We start from the raw sequence: 17,034 nt of genomic DNA, 5'->3' as shown, positions 1-17,034 counted from the left end.
GAGATATATGGGTTATAAAAATGGCAGTCTGCCGATTCGGATTTACAAAGCTAAATAAACCTTAACACCCCTGCAAAGATTGGTTAACGTCTGGTTAATACCTGTTTTTTATACTGTGGGTAAATGCTCAATCAAGCATGGAAATATAAAAGTAATTTCAGCTTGAATTTCACCAATACATATAAGGAGTGAAAAAATTGAACAAATCCTTCAAAAAAGTTGTCATCCCTGCGATTGCATCCATCAGTTTAACCTCTGTTCTGCTTGCAGGCCCTGTCCCGGAGATGCCGGCCAGCGCTAAATCAGCAGAAAAGTATGAAGAGCAAGCGGAGAAAGAGACACTGCCTCTTGGCCTGCCTTATTTAAACGAGCAAAGAACCACTGAAAGCCTTGTTCCAGGAGTCACATACACAAAAATCATTCGGGGTGAAGAATCTGAAAAGGATTTTTTCACAGTAGATGTTGATTTTACCGAAACACGTGAACAGGCGAAAGCTTTGGCAAAAAAGCTTGAATCAGAAGGGTATAATCCCCGGATCGACCGTATTGCCGACCGGGCGATGGACGATAAGGAAATGGGTCCTCTTGGCTACTTGGTCCGGGTTGGAGAGTTTCAGAATGAAGAGGCTGCCAAAGAGCTTCAGCAAGAATTGGCCGGGAAGGGCTATACAGGCCTGCGTACTGTTTATACCGGTGAAGACGGACAGCAGACTACCGGTCCTTGGGTCGTAAATGTACTTGAAGTAGATCCGGACTTATTTAACGGAACCATTTTACCGGAGCTCGGAAAAGATAAGGTCCAGGAGAAAGAAACCCTCACTGAAATGGCTGGACGGAATAACGCACTAGCTGGAATTAATGGAGGCTACTTTGTAGTAGGAGACAAGGATGGAACGACTGGCGATCTTGCCGGGATTTCAGTTATGGACGGAAAGCTGATAAGTGAAGCGGTAAACGGCCGTTCAAGCCTTATTCTTCCTTCTGCAAACAGGGACGCACGTATTTCTTCTGTTTCTTCCTCCCAGACTGCTGTATCATCTGACGGTTCAGTACGCGAAGTAGACGGATTAAATCGGAAACCAGGCTTAATCCGGGGCTGTGGAGGCACAGGAGAAGATATACCGACTGAGGATCCAAAGCATGATTATACATGTAAAGACGAAAGTGAGCTCATCCATTTTTCACCGGTGTTTGGCCATAAAACAGAAGCCGGAGATGGCGTTGAAGCAGTGCTGGATAAGACGGGAGAAGTGATCGAGCTTCGCACACAGCGGGGCGGAGAAATCCCAAGGGAAGGCTCCGTTCTGGCCGGAACAGGAGAGGCAGCCCAGTGGCTTGAAGCCCATGCGCAGGTGGGCAAGAATATCCAGGTGAAAAATGAGGTAACAGCTGATGGACAGCCATTGCCATTAGAACAAACTTCAGCCATTATCAACGGCGGCCCGCGCTTGCTGGAAAACGGAAAAATCTCCATTAACGCAGTTGCAGAAGGGTTCCACTGGGAAGAAAACCCTGAATTCTATTACCGATTTGGAGAGCGCCGAAACCCAAGAACCCTTGCTGGAGTAAAAACGGATGGAACCCTCCTTTTCGTTACAGTAGATGGACGGGCTCCGGGACTAAGTGTCGGTGCAAACTTTGAAGAGAGCGCCAGAATCATGAAATCGCTTGGTGCAGTCAATGCCCTTAATCTTGACGGAGGCGGCTCCACTTCCATGACAGTCGGCAATACGCTGGTCACAAGACCATCTGACCAAACAGGTGAACGGCCGATTGCGGATGCGATCCTGTTGCTTCCATAAGATGAAGGTAATTTAATCAAACGTTTGATTGTAAACAGTTTTAATGAAGAGAGCCAGCGGTTAAATCCGCTGGCCATTTTTTATATTAATTACCGGGATTACCACTCGCCTTCCTATGCTAATTGCGTATGTTGGGTGTTAGGTCATAAGCAAACTGTATAACAGTAATTTCTTCATCCTATAAAAAATATTCTAAAACACATTTGGACAAACTAGCATTCATGCAAGCACTCCATATTGAACAGCAAAAATTCCGATCACTTTAAATAATTTCCTTCTCATAATCAAGAATATGGCCCATTCATTAAGAAAAAGGCATAGCTTGCTGCGAAAAGCGTCCGTTAGTTAAGGGTCAGTATTAAAGGATAGCACCTCGTAAATGAAACAAGAATTTTGATTTCCCTGATAATATATTTAAAAAAGGATATTTTATTTATAGGAGGTGTATATATGAAGGACAGAACAATATTGAACCTGTTAACTATATTTGGTATAGCTGGAAGCCTATTTTTTTTGCTGCGAAGAAAAGGTGATATGAAGGATTGGTTTCTTATTTATTTTATAAAAACTTTAGTTTCTACTATACTTGATGGACCAGTAATAAAAACAAAGTATTTACAATACCCGCATCGCTATTTTCCAAAATTATTTGATTCAAACATTGTGTTTTTATACATTTTATTTCCTTTATCATGTGTCATGTATAATCAATTTTCTTATAAAATGAAGCCGTTAAAAACCATTTTAAGTGTTTTCCTTTTTAGCGGACCAATGACGCTTTTTGAGAATTGGCTTGAAAAGAATACCGATTTAGTAAAATACAATAAGGGCTGGAATGGCTATATTACATTTATTGTCCTTTCCTTTACTTTCTTGCTTGTTAAAGGATGCATGGAGGGCATTCGTTTCTTAGATAAAAAAATTTCCAATCCCTCAATGGTTACTGAAAGAAAAGAATTTACACAAAGTTAGAACCATGTACCTTTTTAAGACCAATCATTGGTTTTTTTTGTTTGTTACATGTACCTGAACTTGAACGCGTTAGCCCGCAAGCCTTTTAAACCAATGCTGGAAATTTTGAAGGTCAATCTAAAGCCTCCTTATTAAAAAGATTAAATAGTTTAGATGTGATTTGAATGTTTATGGATTAGATTGGAAAATAAAGAGTGGGTGTGTGAATGGATAGGTATCGATGAAAAGGAGATTTTATGGTCCTTTATTGGTATTCTCCTATTTTTTAGTGACAAATTTAAAAAATGATCAATCTTCAAAACGGGTCACAAGACCATCTGACCAAACAGGTGAACGGCCGATTGCGGATGCTATCCTTTTGCTTCCATGATGAAGGTAAATCATTTTAATCAAACGTTTGATTGAAAAAAAATAGTTTTAAATAAGAGAGTCAGCGGCTAAATTCGCTGGCTTTTTAATATTGAATTTTTGGATCATCACTTATATTCGCCTTCTTATGCTAAATGCGTATGGAGGACCGATTTTCTGATTTTCTTGTATCTGTAGGTCATGCACACAAGCTAGAAAGCACTAACTTTATTAACCTTAACTCTGCAATACGTTTACACATCAAACACGGCTTGGGACGCTGTACCTGTCCCCTTGTCCCACTTCAAGCACAGCTTGGTACACTGCACCTGTCCCCTTGTCCCACGAAAAAATCCAAAGGAAAAGAGCAGGTGCATACGTCATGCACCTGCTCTTTTTGTCAACGAACGACCAGTGGGACAATTTTCCCCTCATTGACTTGTATTAATCCTTGGTCCGTAATTTTTAAAGCAGGACTAACTGGAAGGGAAAGGGTACTTAAGCTCATAATCACATTATAATGCTGGTAGCCTAAAGACTGGAGTGCTTTGGTCAGTTCTTCTACCTGCTGACCTACAGATTCAAGCGGTTCTTCGGAAAGAATCCCCCCGACCGGCAGCGGAAGCATGGAGAGGATTTCTCCATTGTCCACACAGCAGATACCGCCTTGCTTGCGGATAACTTCATTCGCAGCCAGCAGCATATCTTCCTTATTATAGCCGACAACCAATAAATTGTGATTATCATGAGAATACGTCGTCGCCACCGCACCCCGTTTTAAGATATCGCCAGTGATCAAACCATGCGCGCGATTGCCGTTTTTACCGTACCGTTCAAAGGTCGCAATCAGTGCATACGGACTCTTTTCCCAACATAACTGCCCATCTATCACCTCTACTTCAACAATGCTTTCCTTTGTAAAAGTAGAACCATCCGCTACATTGATAATCCGGCATTCACACTGGTTTTGATCAACCTCAACCTGAACGTCAAAGTCTGCTTCCACGAGCGGGTCCAGTACAACACTTTGATAAAAATGCTCCGGAAACTGCTTTCCCGTTTCCTCCTGAACATAAGGAGCAGCAGTGTCAAAAACCTGTTTTCCATTTTTAAAGACCTTTTCAATCTCAAACTGTTCGAGATCTGAAACAAGAAGGAAATCTGCGATTTTTCCAGGTGCAACCACACCGCGGTCGTACATTCTCATCCGTTTCGCCGGTGTATACGTACAGGCATAAATCGCTTTTTCCGGTGTCATACCCATCTTCATCGCTTTTTTCAATAACTTATTTAAATGACCGGTGTTTTTAAAATTATCCGCCATGACATCATCGGTCACAAAGCAGAAATGTTCATCTACTCCGTTCACAATTAAATAATCGATGACCTCTTGTGTCATGGATTTTTCCTGGATTTCAAGAAACATCCCAGAGGAGATTCTAGCTTCCATTCCTTCAACGGTCTGATGCGTATGATCCGAATCCACCCCGGCAAAAAGAACTTTTTGTAAATCTAAGTCAAGCAATTTCGGTACATGGCCTTCAATGATTAAATCAGGGTAATGTTTTTTAATGTAAGATAAAATCTGATTCGTTTTGCAATCTGGATCGGTAATTACTTCATAATAATTCATAATTTCACCAAGGCAATGGACATCCCCCGACTGCAGAAGCTCTTCAATATCCTCAATTTCTATCGCTCCCCCAGTGGTTTCCATCGAGGTCGCTGGCACCGAGCTTGGGATCGCATAAAACATATCGACGGTACAATCCCTGCTCGCTTCGATCATTTCCTTTATACCGGAAATACCAAAAACATTAGCCATTTCATGCGGCTCTGGAACAATGGTAGTGACCCCGTTTTTGACTAACCCATAGGAAAACGTTGCAGGAGACACCATCGTGCTCTCAATGTGCAAATGAATATCGATTAAACCCGGAATCAGATAACCTCCCTTTCCGTCGACGGTCTCACCGGATTCGAACGACTCAGGTCCGAGATCGCCAATATAAAAGAACTTTCCGTCCTTAATGGCGGCATTCCTCTTTTGAAACGTTTTAAAATAACTGTTATAAACGTGAACATCTCTTACAAAGAGATCAATCTTCATTTCTGCTTCCTCCTAATCAACCAGTACCAGCTGGTCGCCTGGAATAACGAGAATAACCTCCTGGCCGGCATGATATGGAATCGTCATTTCTTTGTTTACTGTAAAATCACCGATTGGCGTTTCCACTACATATTGAAAGCTTCTTCCAAGATACGTTGACACTTTTACCTTTCCAGGCAAACCATTTTCCGGGATGGGAGACCCGTTCTTTTCTTCAAGCTTTAGATTATCCGGACGAATGGCCCCAATTTTTCCTGCAGGTTCATGGCCCTTTAAAGGCACAGCAAATGGATAGCCAGACTTTGTCAGCCTGCTGGTTTGGCCGGAGTCTGTCCGCTCATCAAATTCGATAAAGTTTTTATAGCCAATGAAATCAGCGATAAATTTTGTTTTGGGCTGATTATAAATCGTTGCTGGGTCACTTAGCTGTTCGATGACCCCCTTGTTCATAATCGCCACCTGATCGGAAATCGAGAAACATTCCTCTTGGTCATGCGATACATAAACAGCGGTGATTCCAAGCTCCTGCTGAATGCGGCGAATCTCCACCCTCATATTCACACGAAGATTAGCATCAAGGTTACTTAATGGTTCGTCAAACAAAAGGAGATCCGGTTCAATCACAAGCGCTCTTGCAATTGCCACACGCTGCCGCTGTCCGCCGGAAAGCTCTTTTGGATACCTTTTTTCAAAACCTTTTAGACTGACAATCTCCAAGACATTTATTACACGCTTTTCGATTTCCGTTTTCGGCATTTTTCGAAGACGAAGTCCAAACGCCACATTATCAAAAATCGTCATATGCGGGAACAACGCATAATTCTGAAACACAAAGCCGAAATTTCGCTTGTTTACCGGTACCTTCGTATAATCTTTTCCTTTAAAAACAAACTTCCCTTGACTGGCCTGCAAAAACCCGGCAATTAATCGCAAGGTTGTCGTCTTTCCGCAGCCGCTTGGTCCAAGTAAGGAGACAAGCTGCCCTTCTTCTATGGTTAAATTAAAATCTTGTAATATATTTTGCTTGTTATAGGCAACGGTTATATCCTCTAACGTAAATAACGCCATCATTCTGCCTCCTTATCGGTTAGTAAAATAAGACAGACCCATCAGTCTCTCGATGATAAACATGAGAACAGCGGTAAGAATCATCAGCAATACGGAAATCGCCGCAATCGTTGGGTCGAAATAGTTTTCAACATAGGCTAACATCTGAATCGGAAAGGTGCTGACACCCGGACCGGTTAAAAACACGGAAATATCTACATTATTGAAACTTTCAAGGAAGGCAATCATGACAGCCGCAATAATCCCAGATTTAATATTCGGCAGCACAATTTTAAAAAACGTTCCAAGCTTGCTTGCTCCAAGGCTTTCAGCCGCCTCTTCAATCGAAAAATCAAAGTTTGATAAACTTGAAGCAATGACACGAATAATAAAGGGCAGCATAATGACCGTATGTCCGATAAATAAAGCGGTATAAACGGGCAGCTGATAAGCCACGACAATATAACGTAAAAAGGTAAAGCCCAGCACGATCCCTGGAATGATAATCGGAGAAACAAAAATACCATTCAGCAAGCTTTTCCCCTTGAAGTCAAACCGGCTAAGTGCGTAAGCTGCAGGAATACCAATAAGTAACGCCAGGATATTGCCTGCAAATGATACAAGGATTGATGTTTTAAAGGTGGTTAAGAACATTTCGACTTCCAAAATATTTTCGTACCATCTAAAAGAAAATTCCTCGGGCGGAAACTTTAACACACTCCCTGCTTCAAAGGAAGTCAAAGAAATGATAAGTAACGGCCCAAGCAAAAATAAATAAACAATAAAGGTAAAAACAGCTAATCCCTTGCTAGTTTCCTTCATCCTGCTACCCCCTTGGATTTAATTTTTTCGCGGACAGATTCATAAGGACAATGATGACAATCGTTACAACCATCATAATCGTCGCAATCACCGAGGCTACCTCCCAATCATTGAGCGTCATCGCGTTTTGATAGAGGAAAGTGGAAATCACCCGTTGCTGTCCTCCTAGAAGTGCTGGTGTCGTATAGGCCGTAAAGCTGCCAACAAACACAAGGATGCTCCCAATCATCAAACCAGGTACACATAGCGGGACAACGATTTTTAAAAAGACCGACAGCCGCGAAGCTCCTAAGCTTTCAGCTGCTTCGAGCAAATCATGTTCGATATTTTCCATCACCCCAACAAGAGTCACAATGATCAATGGTAAAAATAAATGAATTAGGCCAATCGCGACAGCAGTTGGTGTATATAAGATATCAAGCGGTTCCGAAATAAGGCCCATCCCCAGCAGTACTTTGTTCAACACACCATTTTTCCCAATAATGATCATCCAGCTAAAAGAACGGACAACCGGGCTGGTTAACAGTGGAAAAATCGTCAATAATAGCAGAATCGCTTTCTGCCGCGGCCTCAGCTTAGAAACAAAATAAGCAGCCGGAAAGCCAAGGAAGATACAGATAAGGGTTGTAAAGATACTCACCCTTAGCGTTGTCAGTAAAATATCGATAAAATATCGATCCTGGAAAAATGTAATATAGCGATCAAATGTAATGGTATTTTCAGCAAAAAGCGTGGAACCAATTGTTAATAGGATCGGAACAATCATAAAGACAGTTAGAAATAACACCCCTGGTAAAAGCAGAAGGTATAGGTATCTTTTTTTCATCTACAAAAACCCCTGTTCGGAAGATTTATGAGTTCACAATGGAAAGAAACATATCAAAAAATTCTTCCACCAATACAGTCGTACAAACTTGCAAATTCGTTCTCTTGCCCAAACGTTCCTGAATGTCGCAAACAAGCTGCCCGTCACAAAGCTCACTTTTCATTTCCACATCACAATAATACTTCTCAGTCGTAACAAGATTCTTATTTAAAGCAACCGCTACCGCTAACGGGTCATGCATCGCACAGCCCGAAACACGATTGCGTTCAAAGTATCGTTTACGATAATCAGCGGTAGATTGATCGACAAACTCCCTTAATTCGCCATTTTCTATACGAGATATATGCTCATCGGTTAAAAGAGCTTTTCTCGTCACATCCAGCCCAACCTGTGTAAGCGAGGCAAAGCCGGCATCCAAAACAAGCTTCGCGGCTTCAGGATCGACATATACGTTGTACTCGGCTGTTGGAGTGACATTACCGGGACCCTGAACCACCCCGCCCATAAAAATCACTTCTTTCACATGATGAACAATTTCGGGGCATTTTTTCAGAGCCAGTGCCAGATTGGTAAGCGGACCTGTCAGTACCAAGGTCACTTCTCCAGAAAAGCTTAAAATGGAATTAATCATAAAATCAGGGGCAAAGCCTTCATCCGGCTGTTTTTTTATTGGGGCATCAAGCAAAGCGCCTCCAAGGCCATCTTGTCCATGCACCGCATGTTCAAAATAGGAATTTCTCAAGAGTGGGGCATTGGCACCTTTGATCACAGGAATATCTTCTTCATCCAAAAGGTGTAATACTTTGCATGTGTTTTGGGTTGCCGATTCAAGGGAGACGTTCCCATTTACGGTTGTAATGCCAAGAATTTCAAACTGACGGCTTTTCACTGCAAGGATGATTCCGATAGCATCATCAATTCCCGTATCTACATCCAGAATTAGTTTCCTTTTCATTCATCACACCTCTTTGTAAAGAGTAAGCGCCTTGGCCGGCAGGCAAATGTACTCCGCGAAAAATGACTGGTTGGCGGAATCCATCTGCCCTAGGGCAGGCGCTGAATCTCGTGTTACTTAATCAGTTCCCGATTCCAGCGGTCAATCCATGTTTTAGTATTTTCATTGACCATTTTCATATCTAACGTATGGAGAGTTTTCACTACATCTTCACCATACGTTAATCCTTTTGCTTCTTCTTCTGTTAGTTCTACTTCGGTATTAACAGGGGAATCCACCTTGTTTTTTGCTGACTTCTCTTGTACTTCCTTGCTTAAAATGTAATTGATAAACTCTTCAGCTAAGTCTTTCTGATTCGTGCCTTTTACCACATTTACGGTATTCATGACAGCATAGCCGCCTTCTTCAGGGCTGACAAATTTAGCATTTGGAACAGCCTCCTGCAAAGAGGCAAAGTACATTTCCATTATAGGACCTGCGGCAATTTCACCTTGAGAGAACATATTGACAAATTCAGAAGTTTGGCTATATTCTTTTACAACATTTGGCATAATTTCTTTCATTTGTGCAAAAGCTTTATCTTCATTAAACTCAGTACTTCCGCTAACCTTGGAAGCTGCATCTAAGAACATGGGTCCTGATGTTGAAGTAATGGCCGGAATCGTAATTTTGCTTTTAAGCTCTGGATTCCATAAATCCTTCCAGCTCGTAATTGGCTGTTTGACTTCATCCGAATTATACGCGATGCCAAATTGGGCGATGGTATAAGCAGGACCATATTCCTCACCAAGCGGTGCTTTAGCAGTATCATAAATTTTGTCCACATTTGTCAGCTTGCTGCGATCCACTTTTTCAAATAACTCATCATTAATTCCTTGCTGTGCATAATAATCAGATAAGAAGATCACATCAACCTCGGAATTTCCCATTCTTACTTTGTTTAAGCGGTCAGCATTATTGCCGATTTCCGTAACAATTTTGACATTGTGTTCCTCTTCAAATGGTTTATACACCTCTTCACGGAAGAAATCTTCCGCAAAGCCCCAAGTGGAAACGACCAATTCTTTTGGCGCCTCTCCATTTTCAGCGGTATCCTTTTCATCTCCACCGCTGCATGCAGCCAAAATCAAGGATACGAAAGACAACAGTAAAACAGTAAGCCACTTTTTCATTTGAACAACCTCCATTTTTTTAGTATTTAAAATTACTTATTTTTTATAAAAAAAGACAATCTTAAATAGAATTAAAAAATTCTACCTAAGATTGTCTTCTCTTTGTAAACAAAGGTCAGATAAATCAAACGGTGTTACGTCCAGCCTTCCATCAAGATAAATCCATCAGGAAATCCAGATTATTTTTCTTTTAACACAATATTGGTAAAGGCAAGCTGCGTGGCGGAGTCGTAATCCCTGAGAATGGCCTCAATCTCCCAATCCGTTTGTTCTTCAAGCTTTTGCCTTAATTTCTTCTTATAAAGAAGTGACAAATGGAAGTCAACTTCCTGCTTCAAGCTTGGAACTTCTCCCTCCAAAGCGGCTGAACGCTGAGAACGGCGATGTTTCGCTTGAAATGTAATAAGCCCTTTATCAACGCTAACCTTTAATAGCGTTGTTCCAGCACCGACCAATTCCTTTGACACCTCATTATACAGATGAGCTAGAAATTTTTTGGTTTCATTCGTATTTGAAGGTAAGATATCTATCACCTGCCCTCACGCTGTTATTTCGAATTATACATATATTAAGCAACTTTTTCAACCTAATATTCGGATTTTATTAAAAATATGATGAGTTAATTGGATAATCCCTTTATTTAAGAATTACATCTTGTTGATTTACGAACAATCGGATAGTAATCAGATTGTTTCCTATTTTAAAAAAGAACTGATTTCATTATAAAACAAAAGAACGAAAAGGTATAATATATATTTTCCAAATAAAATAAATTCCTGTCACTCTAAAAAATGACAGGAGGCTTTCGCCTCCCTGTCATTTTCATCCTATCTGGAAAACGAATTTCATGCACCACCTGCTCCTTAAAAGGTTCCGGGACAGCAATGTAAGTAGTCATATCCTGATGGATGCAAGGGACAAGGGACCTGTCCCCTTGTCCCACTAGATTTTATATTAATGTTCAGAATATAATAAAAATAATAATAGCATGAAAGGACGTGGGGATTTTGAATAATGTAATGTTGAACGATAGCCTTTTTGAATCAATTATGAATGTGATCGGGGAATCAGTTTATATAGTTGATTCGGAATATCGAATTGTATATGTAAATGAGATGGCCTGCAAAACCTTTTTTGGAGGGAATGATGTTCTTAATCGCTCTATATTTGATGTGTTTCAAAATTTAGAAAGAGACTCCAGCACCTTTGTTAAGGTAATTGCAACTGGCATTCCCATTAAAGAACAGATTACGGAGTATTTTGATATCGAGGGTAGGCGCCGGATTTCTATTTCCAATACTTATCCTATAGTAAAAAATGGGCAGGTCATTGGTGCCTTTGAATTTGGAGAGGATTTAACAGGAATAAACAATTTATCAGAACAACTTGCCCAAAGCAGAATGATCCATCCTAAAGAAAATAATAAAAGAGAAGTTAGCAGAGCTAGTAAATCTCCTTATTATACGTTAGATTCCATCATTGGAGAAAGTGTTGCGATAAAGAGATTGAAGGAACAGATATTAATCAGCTCTAATAGTTCCTCTAATCTTCTTATTTATGGTGAAACGGGTACAGGAAAGGAATTAGTTGCCCAAGCTGTCTTTTCATTAAGTAAAAATATTCATTCTGCTCCTTTCATTGCATTTAATTGTGCGGCTATTCCCGAGGCACTTTTAGAGGGGATCTTATTTGGAACGGTGAAAGGGAGTTTCACTGGTGCAGAGAACAAGCCAGGATTATTTGAGTGTGCGAATGGAGGAGTTATTTTTCTTGATGAGATAAACTCCATGCCGTTGAATTTACAAGCGAAAATTCTTCGTGTCATTCAAGAAGGAAAAGTTCAGAGAGTTGGCGGACAGAGGGAAATCCCTGTTGATTTTCGCCTTATTGCTTCGACAAATATAGCTCCGCAGAAGATTCTTGAAAATGCCGAGATGCGTTCGGATCTATACTATCGACTCAACGTTCTAAATATTGATATACCCCCTTTAAGGGATAGGAAAGAGGATATTCCTATTTTAGCAGATTACTTTATTCAAGAGCTGAATCCTACAGTAAATAAAAATATATTAGGGCTGCACGAGAATGCCATTGAATTACTAATGGAATATCACTGGCCGGGCAATATCAGAGAGCTGAAAAATACAATTGAACGGTCAATGAATTATGCCAAGGAAAAATTGATTGGTGCTGATGAAATTAAGTTAAATACCCCTTTTTCGATTAAGATAAAGAATGAAATGAAACCTCCAGCTGGGGAAAGAGTCCGTTTGAAGGAGACGTTATCACAAATAGAAATAGAACTTATTAGAAATGCTTTACGACAATCTGCAGGGAATATTGCTCGAGCTGCTCGGGATTTAGATATCCCCCAGCAAACCTTAAACAGTAAAATAGATAAATATAAGTTAAGGAATTTCCGAAGGGAAACCATGATAAAGTAAAGAGCCTCTGCTTTGAAAATCGAATAGATTTTCTGGCAGGCTCTTCTACAAGGTTTCAAATCAATACTTCTTCCACTTTAGCCCAGCCATTTTCCATCGTACAGTGGAAATCACCAACTGTGTAAGTTCCGCCAAGAATCTCCAGTGGCTGAAATTCGTCTAACCGATTAAGAGGAATCCCCTGAAGTTCCACCTTGATTTCTCGTTCAACATAGCTTTTCGTAACAAAATCCATTGAAGAGTCACGAGAAAGAATTTTTTTAGAATCAATTCCTGGTCCATCCGGCTTAGGGTCAACCTTTATTTGAAAATGAGGGAAGAGAGCAGGCTTCGCAATCGGACGAGTTAACTCCTTGGATGCATCCATCTCTAGTCGGATAATATCTTTTCCATTTTTATGGACAATCCCAATAACTTTCCCATCTTCCTCTTTCGTGCTGGCTTCAGCATATTTTTTGGGATAACCCCATAGCTCACGCCCAGCAGCAATGGCATAATCATGGTTTTCATATTCATAAAGCACATGAACGCCTTCCCTGCCCTTATATTTGACTGGAATAACGAGACCCGAATCATAAAATCCCTGATTATAGCCATCGTTTGGATCGGCATTTGTAAAATCAGAAACATACGCATATACGATATCACTTACATATTCAAAAGGGGGCGGGACTAAATACTTTTTTATAATCTCCGGATTGGCCCGAAAATACGCTGTTAAGGTTTTGCAATTTTCACATGAAAAAGGCGGGAAGCAAGAAGCGTCCACCAGCGGAGCCTGAATCGGAACGGTCCAAAAATTTTGTACTTCATACGGTTTTTTCATTGAAATTCCTCCTGGGGATTTTTTTTAAGCCTCTGTTAAATTTGCCTGTTGATTTCCGCTGCAGGCACTCGCTTTCCGCGGGCGGTCCGACGCTCCTCGGTGCGTTCGCACCTGCGGGGTCTCCCGTTGACACGCTTCTCCCGCAGGAGTCTCGTCCCTTCCGCTCCAATCAACAGGGTGCTAAAATCAACAATAAGCTTTAACATAGCCTTTTTAAAAGTAACTACCCTGTAAAAAGCAAGAACTATGCCAAAAATTCTCTAAGGTGAAACCCTTTGGATATTCACTTTTTATAAAAACCCCTCTTCTTACACACGAAAAAAATACCGAAAAATCGGTTGTTTACCGAAATTTCAGTACTTTTTTGCAAAAAGATTATACATTTGTTCCCCAGTACATAGGCCAATTCGCTTTGGCATACATCTTGCATCATGGTTATATAGGAGCGCGTCCTACAACACAAAAAAGGAGATGATCTCGTACAAAGACCTTACAAGGTTCCAAATGGAAACAATATGCCTGTCCAAGCACCTGTATTTGAAAGTCCTACGGTTCCTTATCATTGTCCAGATTTAAAAACCATTACTGCCTACTGTCGCACCACACCCGAGTTGATCAAAAAATACTTGGAGCAGACCCCGTTTGAGTATATTAGCGATCACTTTATTTTAACAATCGCCGATTTTGGCAATGCAAGCAACGGGAATTTTTATGATGTAGGGGTTATTGTTCCAGTTAAATATAAAGACGTTATTGGCGGGTACTATCTATTTGAATATGAAAATACTACCTGGTCCTGTATCGCCGGAAGAGAGCTATGGGGGTATCCGAAAAAATTTGCCGATGCTTCTTTGGAAGAGAAGGACGGAAAAGTTACAGCTGCTGTTACAAAAGATGGAGTAGAACTAATGCGGTTGGAAATGGATTTGAATAACAGTCTCGAGGAAGCTTTACCCGAGACACCTATCTATCCGCACCTGTTACTATACACAATGCCTCGGCCTGATGGTCCTGGAATCTTGACGCAAATGGTGTTAAGCAGAGATACTTCACCGGATTTTATCACGAAGTCAAGAGTGGAAGCGCCAATTGAAGTGAATTTACAGGGTCTTGAACATGACCCTTTAGATGAATTTGTTCCAATTGAGGTTTTTGGTGGCACCTATGTCATCGGTGATTATTATGCAACGGAGGAGAACGGCTGGGCAAAGATTCTCGATAAACTAATCTAAATGTAAACGAGGGGGTCAAAAGATGATGGGAGTACCGCTTATTGTAAATTTCCTTTATATCGGAGTACCGATTTTGACCATTTTTGCAACGGCTATTTTGCTGAAGGCAGTTAAGAGAGTAGGTGATGAGGATTGATTCTTACTATTACAGTCCTTATCTATTTGGCTTTAGTATTTATTGTCGGGATTTATGCAGGCCGTGGAAATGGTGATACAGAGGAAAGCTATTTTCTTGGGAAACGCGGCTTCGGACCTGTTGCGACTGCGATTAGTGCTGGCGCTACCGATTCCAGTGGCTGGATTTTCATTGGTGCAGTCGGCTTTTCCTATACTATGGGCGCCGTTACGATGTGGATGTTACCTAGTTTTGTAGTTGGCGTTCTTTTCAATTGGTTATATTTAGGACCAAGACTAAGAAAGCAAGGTAAAAATTTGGGAGCATTAGGTGTGGCTGACTTTTTTGAAAAAAAATTAAATGATAAATCTCATTTAGTAAAAATAATTGCAGGGTTCTTAATTGTTATTTTCTTCATACCTTATATGGCCTCACAGCTTACTGCCGCTGGTAAGACGATCAATGTTTTATTAGAGATCGACTACAATATCGGTCTTATCGGCAGCGCTATCTTTGTTATCGCTTATTGCTTCTCTGGAGGTTATAAGTCAGTTGTATTTACAGATGTAGTTCAAGGATTTATCATGCTTGGCGTACTATTTTTCTTCCCGCTGTACTTAACTTTCTCCCTTGGAGGCTGGGGTGAATTATGGGCTCAATTGTTAGCGGTTGACCCCATTCTAGGTTCTGCCGCAGCGGGAGCTACTGGTTCAGCAGCATTTGGCTTTATTGCTGGTCTGCTTTTCTATGGGTTGGGAGAAGTCGGTCAACCTCATATTCTACAAAGATTTTTCTCTGCCAAGGATGACCATTCTCTTGCAGCTGGAACTTGGATCGCTAGTGCATGGGCAGTTATTGTAATGACAGGTTCCAGTATTTTAGGATTATGTGCACGTCTCATTTTACCTGATTTAGCTGACCCAGAATTTGCTTTTCCTGCAACTGTCATTGAAATCATGCCTGCGATTATAGCAGGAATCGTCGTAGGCGCTATTTTTGCAGCTATACAATCCACCTTCTCTTCACAATTGCTTCTTGCTGTTCAGACTATTTCAAGTGACCTGTTGAAATCCTTTAGTAAGAAAGAGTACAGTCAAGAGCAGTTGATTAAATACACGAGGATTACGATGATTATCTTAGGATTGATTGTAACAGGGCTGGCTTTAGCAAATATAGATACAGTATTTGCCTTGGTCGTCTATGCTTGGTCAGGAATGGCATCAGCCTTTGGACCACTATTAGTGTTTCTTGTAGCTGCTCCGCAAAAGGTAAGTAAATGGGGGGCTATTGCAGGTATGATCATCGGGACTCTATCTGCTTCCATATGGTACGTAGCAGGGCTAAGTGCTTATATGATGGAGGTAGTTCCTGGAATGATTTGTGCTACACTAGCTATTTTAATAGTAAGTAAAGTAATCCCGGATCAGTCCGTGACAGCAGAAAGTCCGAATATAAAACTATAAAACAGAGTTATTACCCAAAGGGTATATACTTTTTGGGTAATTCTTTTTTCATTATCCATTAAATGTTTATAAGGAGGCACTTCAATGATAAAACCTGAGTATACCGTATTACCGGAATATGCACCACTATATCCGCCATTGCCTTATCATTATAAAAATTATCATAAAATAAGTGTTTATTGTCGCGGAAATCGTGATGCGATCGAAAAATTTTTACCAAGCAAGTTCGAGTTTGTATCCGATACATTTGAAATCTTTGTATTAAAAAATGATCAAATAGAAGGACTAGATCCTTATTCCGAAGGCGGCATTGTCATACCATGTAAATACAAAGATAGGGTTGGAGCATATATGGCCTTTGAATATGTTGATACGGATGATGCACTATGTGCAGGCCGAGAAATATGGGGTTACCCTAAAAAACTAGCTGAAGTTACCTATACAGAAAAGGATGGGCAGATACACGGAAAAATCACCCGTAAAGGAAAAACGATTATCGATATCTCGTTAACGCTAGACGAAAAGGCCAGGGTAAATCCACCAAACCTATTCCCAAGGCTACAAATAAAACGCATGCCAAAAGCAGACCAATATGGCACAGACATGGATCAAGTGATCTTAAATGAATTCGAGGATTCTATCATTCATACAAAACAATATGGAAACGCAACCGTAAACTGGGAACACTCAACCTTTGACCCCCTTGCGGAATTAGGCCCTATAGAAGTACTCGGTGGAGTATTTGTCATAGGGGACTTTACTTTAACCTATGGCAAAGTGATTGAACATGTAATGGAACAAGTTAAATAGGATCTATCTGTGTATTGCAAAATAAAAGTGCAGAACTTTGCAAAGGAAAAATGCAGAGTCCTGCACTTTAATATTTTTAGCCTTCACTTT

The 17,034-nt window shown here is 40.7% G+C and carries 15 protein-coding genes; 7 read left to right on the top strand and 8 right to left on the bottom strand.

Annotated elements, in window-relative coordinates; all coding sequences use genetic code 11:
• The first annotated feature begins 197 nt into the window (after nucleotides 1–197).
• The 3 genes from DFO73_RS05985 (at nucleotide 198) to DFO73_RS28485 (ending at nucleotide 3,144) form a co-directional block, all read left to right on the top strand.
• Nucleotides 198–1,802, top strand: coding sequence for a phosphodiester glycosidase family protein (locus DFO73_RS05985; protein ID WP_110063863.1), 1,605 nt, complete (start codon nucleotides 198–200; stop codon nucleotides 1,800–1,802).
• A 450-nt stretch (nucleotides 1,803–2,252) separates the two neighbouring features.
• Nucleotides 2,253–2,774 carry a CBO0543 family protein gene (locus tag DFO73_RS05980; protein WP_110063862.1) on the top strand — a complete coding sequence of 174 codons (522 nt, stop codon included), beginning with the start codon at nucleotides 2,253–2,255 and terminating at the stop codon, nucleotides 2,772–2,774.
• A gap of 220 nt (nucleotides 2,775–2,994) precedes the next feature.
• A complete protein-coding gene (locus DFO73_RS28485) occupies nucleotides 2,995–3,144 on the top strand; it encodes a hypothetical protein (protein ID WP_181395934.1) in 150 nt (49 codons plus the stop codon).
• A 378-nt stretch (nucleotides 3,145–3,522) separates the two neighbouring features.
• On the opposite strand, the gene DFO73_RS05975 is transcribed toward DFO73_RS28485, so the two are convergent.
• The 7 genes from DFO73_RS05975 to DFO73_RS05945 form a co-directional block, all read right to left on the bottom strand.
• The gene (locus tag DFO73_RS05975; protein WP_110063861.1) at nucleotides 3,523–5,232 is read right to left on the bottom strand and encodes an adenine deaminase C-terminal domain-containing protein; all 1,710 of its coding nucleotides are present in this window, start codon (nucleotides 5,230–5,232) and stop codon (nucleotides 3,523–3,525) included.
• Nucleotides 5,233–5,244: 12 nt separating this feature from the next.
• A complete protein-coding gene (locus tag DFO73_RS05970; protein WP_110063860.1) occupies nucleotides 5,245–6,300 on the bottom strand; it encodes an ABC transporter ATP-binding protein in 1,056 nt (351 codons plus the stop codon).
• 12 nt (nucleotides 6,301–6,312) lie between these two features.
• Nucleotides 6,313–7,101, bottom strand: a complete 789-nt coding sequence (locus DFO73_RS05965) for an ABC transporter permease (RefSeq protein WP_110063859.1) — start codon at nucleotides 7,099–7,101, stop codon at nucleotides 6,313–6,315.
• A gap of 4 nt (nucleotides 7,102–7,105) precedes the next feature.
• Nucleotides 7,106–7,927 (bottom strand): ABC transporter permease, encoded by an 822-nt coding sequence (locus DFO73_RS05960; protein ID WP_110063858.1) that lies wholly within the window; start codon nucleotides 7,925–7,927, stop codon nucleotides 7,106–7,108.
• A gap of 25 nt (nucleotides 7,928–7,952) precedes the next feature.
• Nucleotides 7,953–8,882: a nucleoside hydrolase gene (locus DFO73_RS05955; RefSeq protein WP_110063857.1), complete on the bottom strand. Its 930-nt coding sequence runs from the start codon at nucleotides 8,880–8,882 to the stop codon at nucleotides 7,953–7,955.
• A gap of 113 nt (nucleotides 8,883–8,995) precedes the next feature.
• On the bottom strand, nucleotides 8,996–10,054 hold the full coding sequence (locus DFO73_RS05950) for an ABC transporter substrate-binding protein (RefSeq protein ID WP_110063856.1): 1,059 nt from the start codon (nucleotides 10,052–10,054) through the stop codon (nucleotides 8,996–8,998).
• 179 nt (nucleotides 10,055–10,233) lie between these two features.
• A complete protein-coding gene (locus DFO73_RS05945) occupies nucleotides 10,234–10,578 on the bottom strand; it encodes a DUF2294 domain-containing protein (RefSeq protein WP_110064012.1) in 345 nt (114 codons plus the stop codon).
• A 483-nt stretch (nucleotides 10,579–11,061) separates the two neighbouring features.
• On the opposite strand from DFO73_RS05945, the gene DFO73_RS05940 reads away from it, so the two are divergent.
• Nucleotides 11,062–12,498, top strand: a complete 1,437-nt coding sequence (locus DFO73_RS05940; protein ID WP_110063855.1) for a sigma-54 interaction domain-containing protein — start codon at nucleotides 11,062–11,064, stop codon at nucleotides 12,496–12,498.
• A 55-nt stretch (nucleotides 12,499–12,553) separates the two neighbouring features.
• Here the strand turns inward: DFO73_RS05940 and DFO73_RS05935 are convergent, their stop codons facing one another.
• The gene (locus DFO73_RS05935; RefSeq protein WP_110063854.1) at nucleotides 12,554–13,324 is read right to left on the bottom strand and encodes an acetoacetate decarboxylase family protein; all 771 of its coding nucleotides are present in this window, start codon (nucleotides 13,322–13,324) and stop codon (nucleotides 12,554–12,556) included.
• Between the two features lie 515 nt (nucleotides 13,325–13,839).
• Here DFO73_RS05935 and DFO73_RS05930 point away from each other — a divergent pair.
• The 3 genes from DFO73_RS05930 (at nucleotide 13,840) to DFO73_RS05920 (ending at nucleotide 16,944) form a co-directional block, all read left to right on the top strand.
• Nucleotides 13,840–14,556: an acetoacetate decarboxylase family protein gene (locus tag DFO73_RS05930; RefSeq protein WP_110063853.1), complete on the top strand. Its 717-nt coding sequence runs from the start codon at nucleotides 13,840–13,842 to the stop codon at nucleotides 14,554–14,556.
• 132 nt (nucleotides 14,557–14,688) lie between these two features.
• Nucleotides 14,689–16,134: a sodium/proline symporter gene (locus DFO73_RS05925; RefSeq protein WP_110063852.1), complete on the top strand. Its 1,446-nt coding sequence runs from the start codon at nucleotides 14,689–14,691 to the stop codon at nucleotides 16,132–16,134.
• A gap of 84 nt (nucleotides 16,135–16,218) precedes the next feature.
• Nucleotides 16,219–16,944: an acetoacetate decarboxylase family protein gene (locus tag DFO73_RS05920; RefSeq protein ID WP_110063851.1), complete on the top strand. Its 726-nt coding sequence runs from the start codon at nucleotides 16,219–16,221 to the stop codon at nucleotides 16,942–16,944.
• The last annotated feature ends 90 nt before the right edge of the window (nucleotides 16,945–17,034 follow it).

This window comes from Cytobacillus oceanisediminis (assembly GCF_003182355.1).
GTDB lineage: Bacteria > Bacillota > Bacilli > Bacillales > Cytobacillaceae > Cytobacillus > Cytobacillus oceanisediminis_A.
This window is presented reverse-complemented; position numbering and strand designations above follow the sequence as displayed.

Excerpts from the sequence above, each read along its gene's own strand:
- DFO73_RS05980 (WP_110063862.1), top strand. The coding sequence starts at position 2,253 with ATGAAGGACAGAACAATATTGAACCTGTTAACTATATTTGGTATAGCT.
- DFO73_RS28485 (WP_181395934.1), top strand. The coding sequence starts at position 2,995 with ATGAAAAGGAGATTTTATGGTCCTTTATTGGTATTCTCCTATTTTTTA.
- DFO73_RS05975 (WP_110063861.1), bottom strand. The coding sequence starts at position 5,232 with ATGAAGATTGATCTCTTTGTAAGAGATGTTCACGTTTATAACAGTTAT.
- DFO73_RS05970 (WP_110063860.1), bottom strand. The coding sequence starts at position 6,300 with ATGGCGTTATTTACGTTAGAGGATATAACCGTTGCCTATAACAAGCAA.
- DFO73_RS05965 (WP_110063859.1), bottom strand. The coding sequence starts at position 7,101 with ATGAAGGAAACTAGCAAGGGATTAGCTGTTTTTACCTTTATTGTTTAT.
- DFO73_RS05960 (WP_110063858.1), bottom strand. The coding sequence starts at position 7,927 with ATGAAAAAAAGATACCTATACCTTCTGCTTTTACCAGGGGTGTTATTT.
- DFO73_RS05955 (WP_110063857.1), bottom strand. The coding sequence starts at position 8,882 with ATGAAAAGGAAACTAATTCTGGATGTAGATACGGGAATTGATGATGCT.
- DFO73_RS05950 (WP_110063856.1), bottom strand. The coding sequence starts at position 10,054 with ATGAAAAAGTGGCTTACTGTTTTACTGTTGTCTTTCGTATCCTTGATT.
- DFO73_RS05935 (WP_110063854.1), bottom strand. The coding sequence starts at position 13,324 with ATGAAAAAACCGTATGAAGTACAAAATTTTTGGACCGTTCCGATTCAG.
- DFO73_RS05930 (WP_110063853.1), top strand. The coding sequence starts at position 13,840 with ATGCCTGTCCAAGCACCTGTATTTGAAAGTCCTACGGTTCCTTATCAT.
- DFO73_RS05920 (WP_110063851.1), top strand. The coding sequence starts at position 16,219 with ATGATAAAACCTGAGTATACCGTATTACCGGAATATGCACCACTATAT.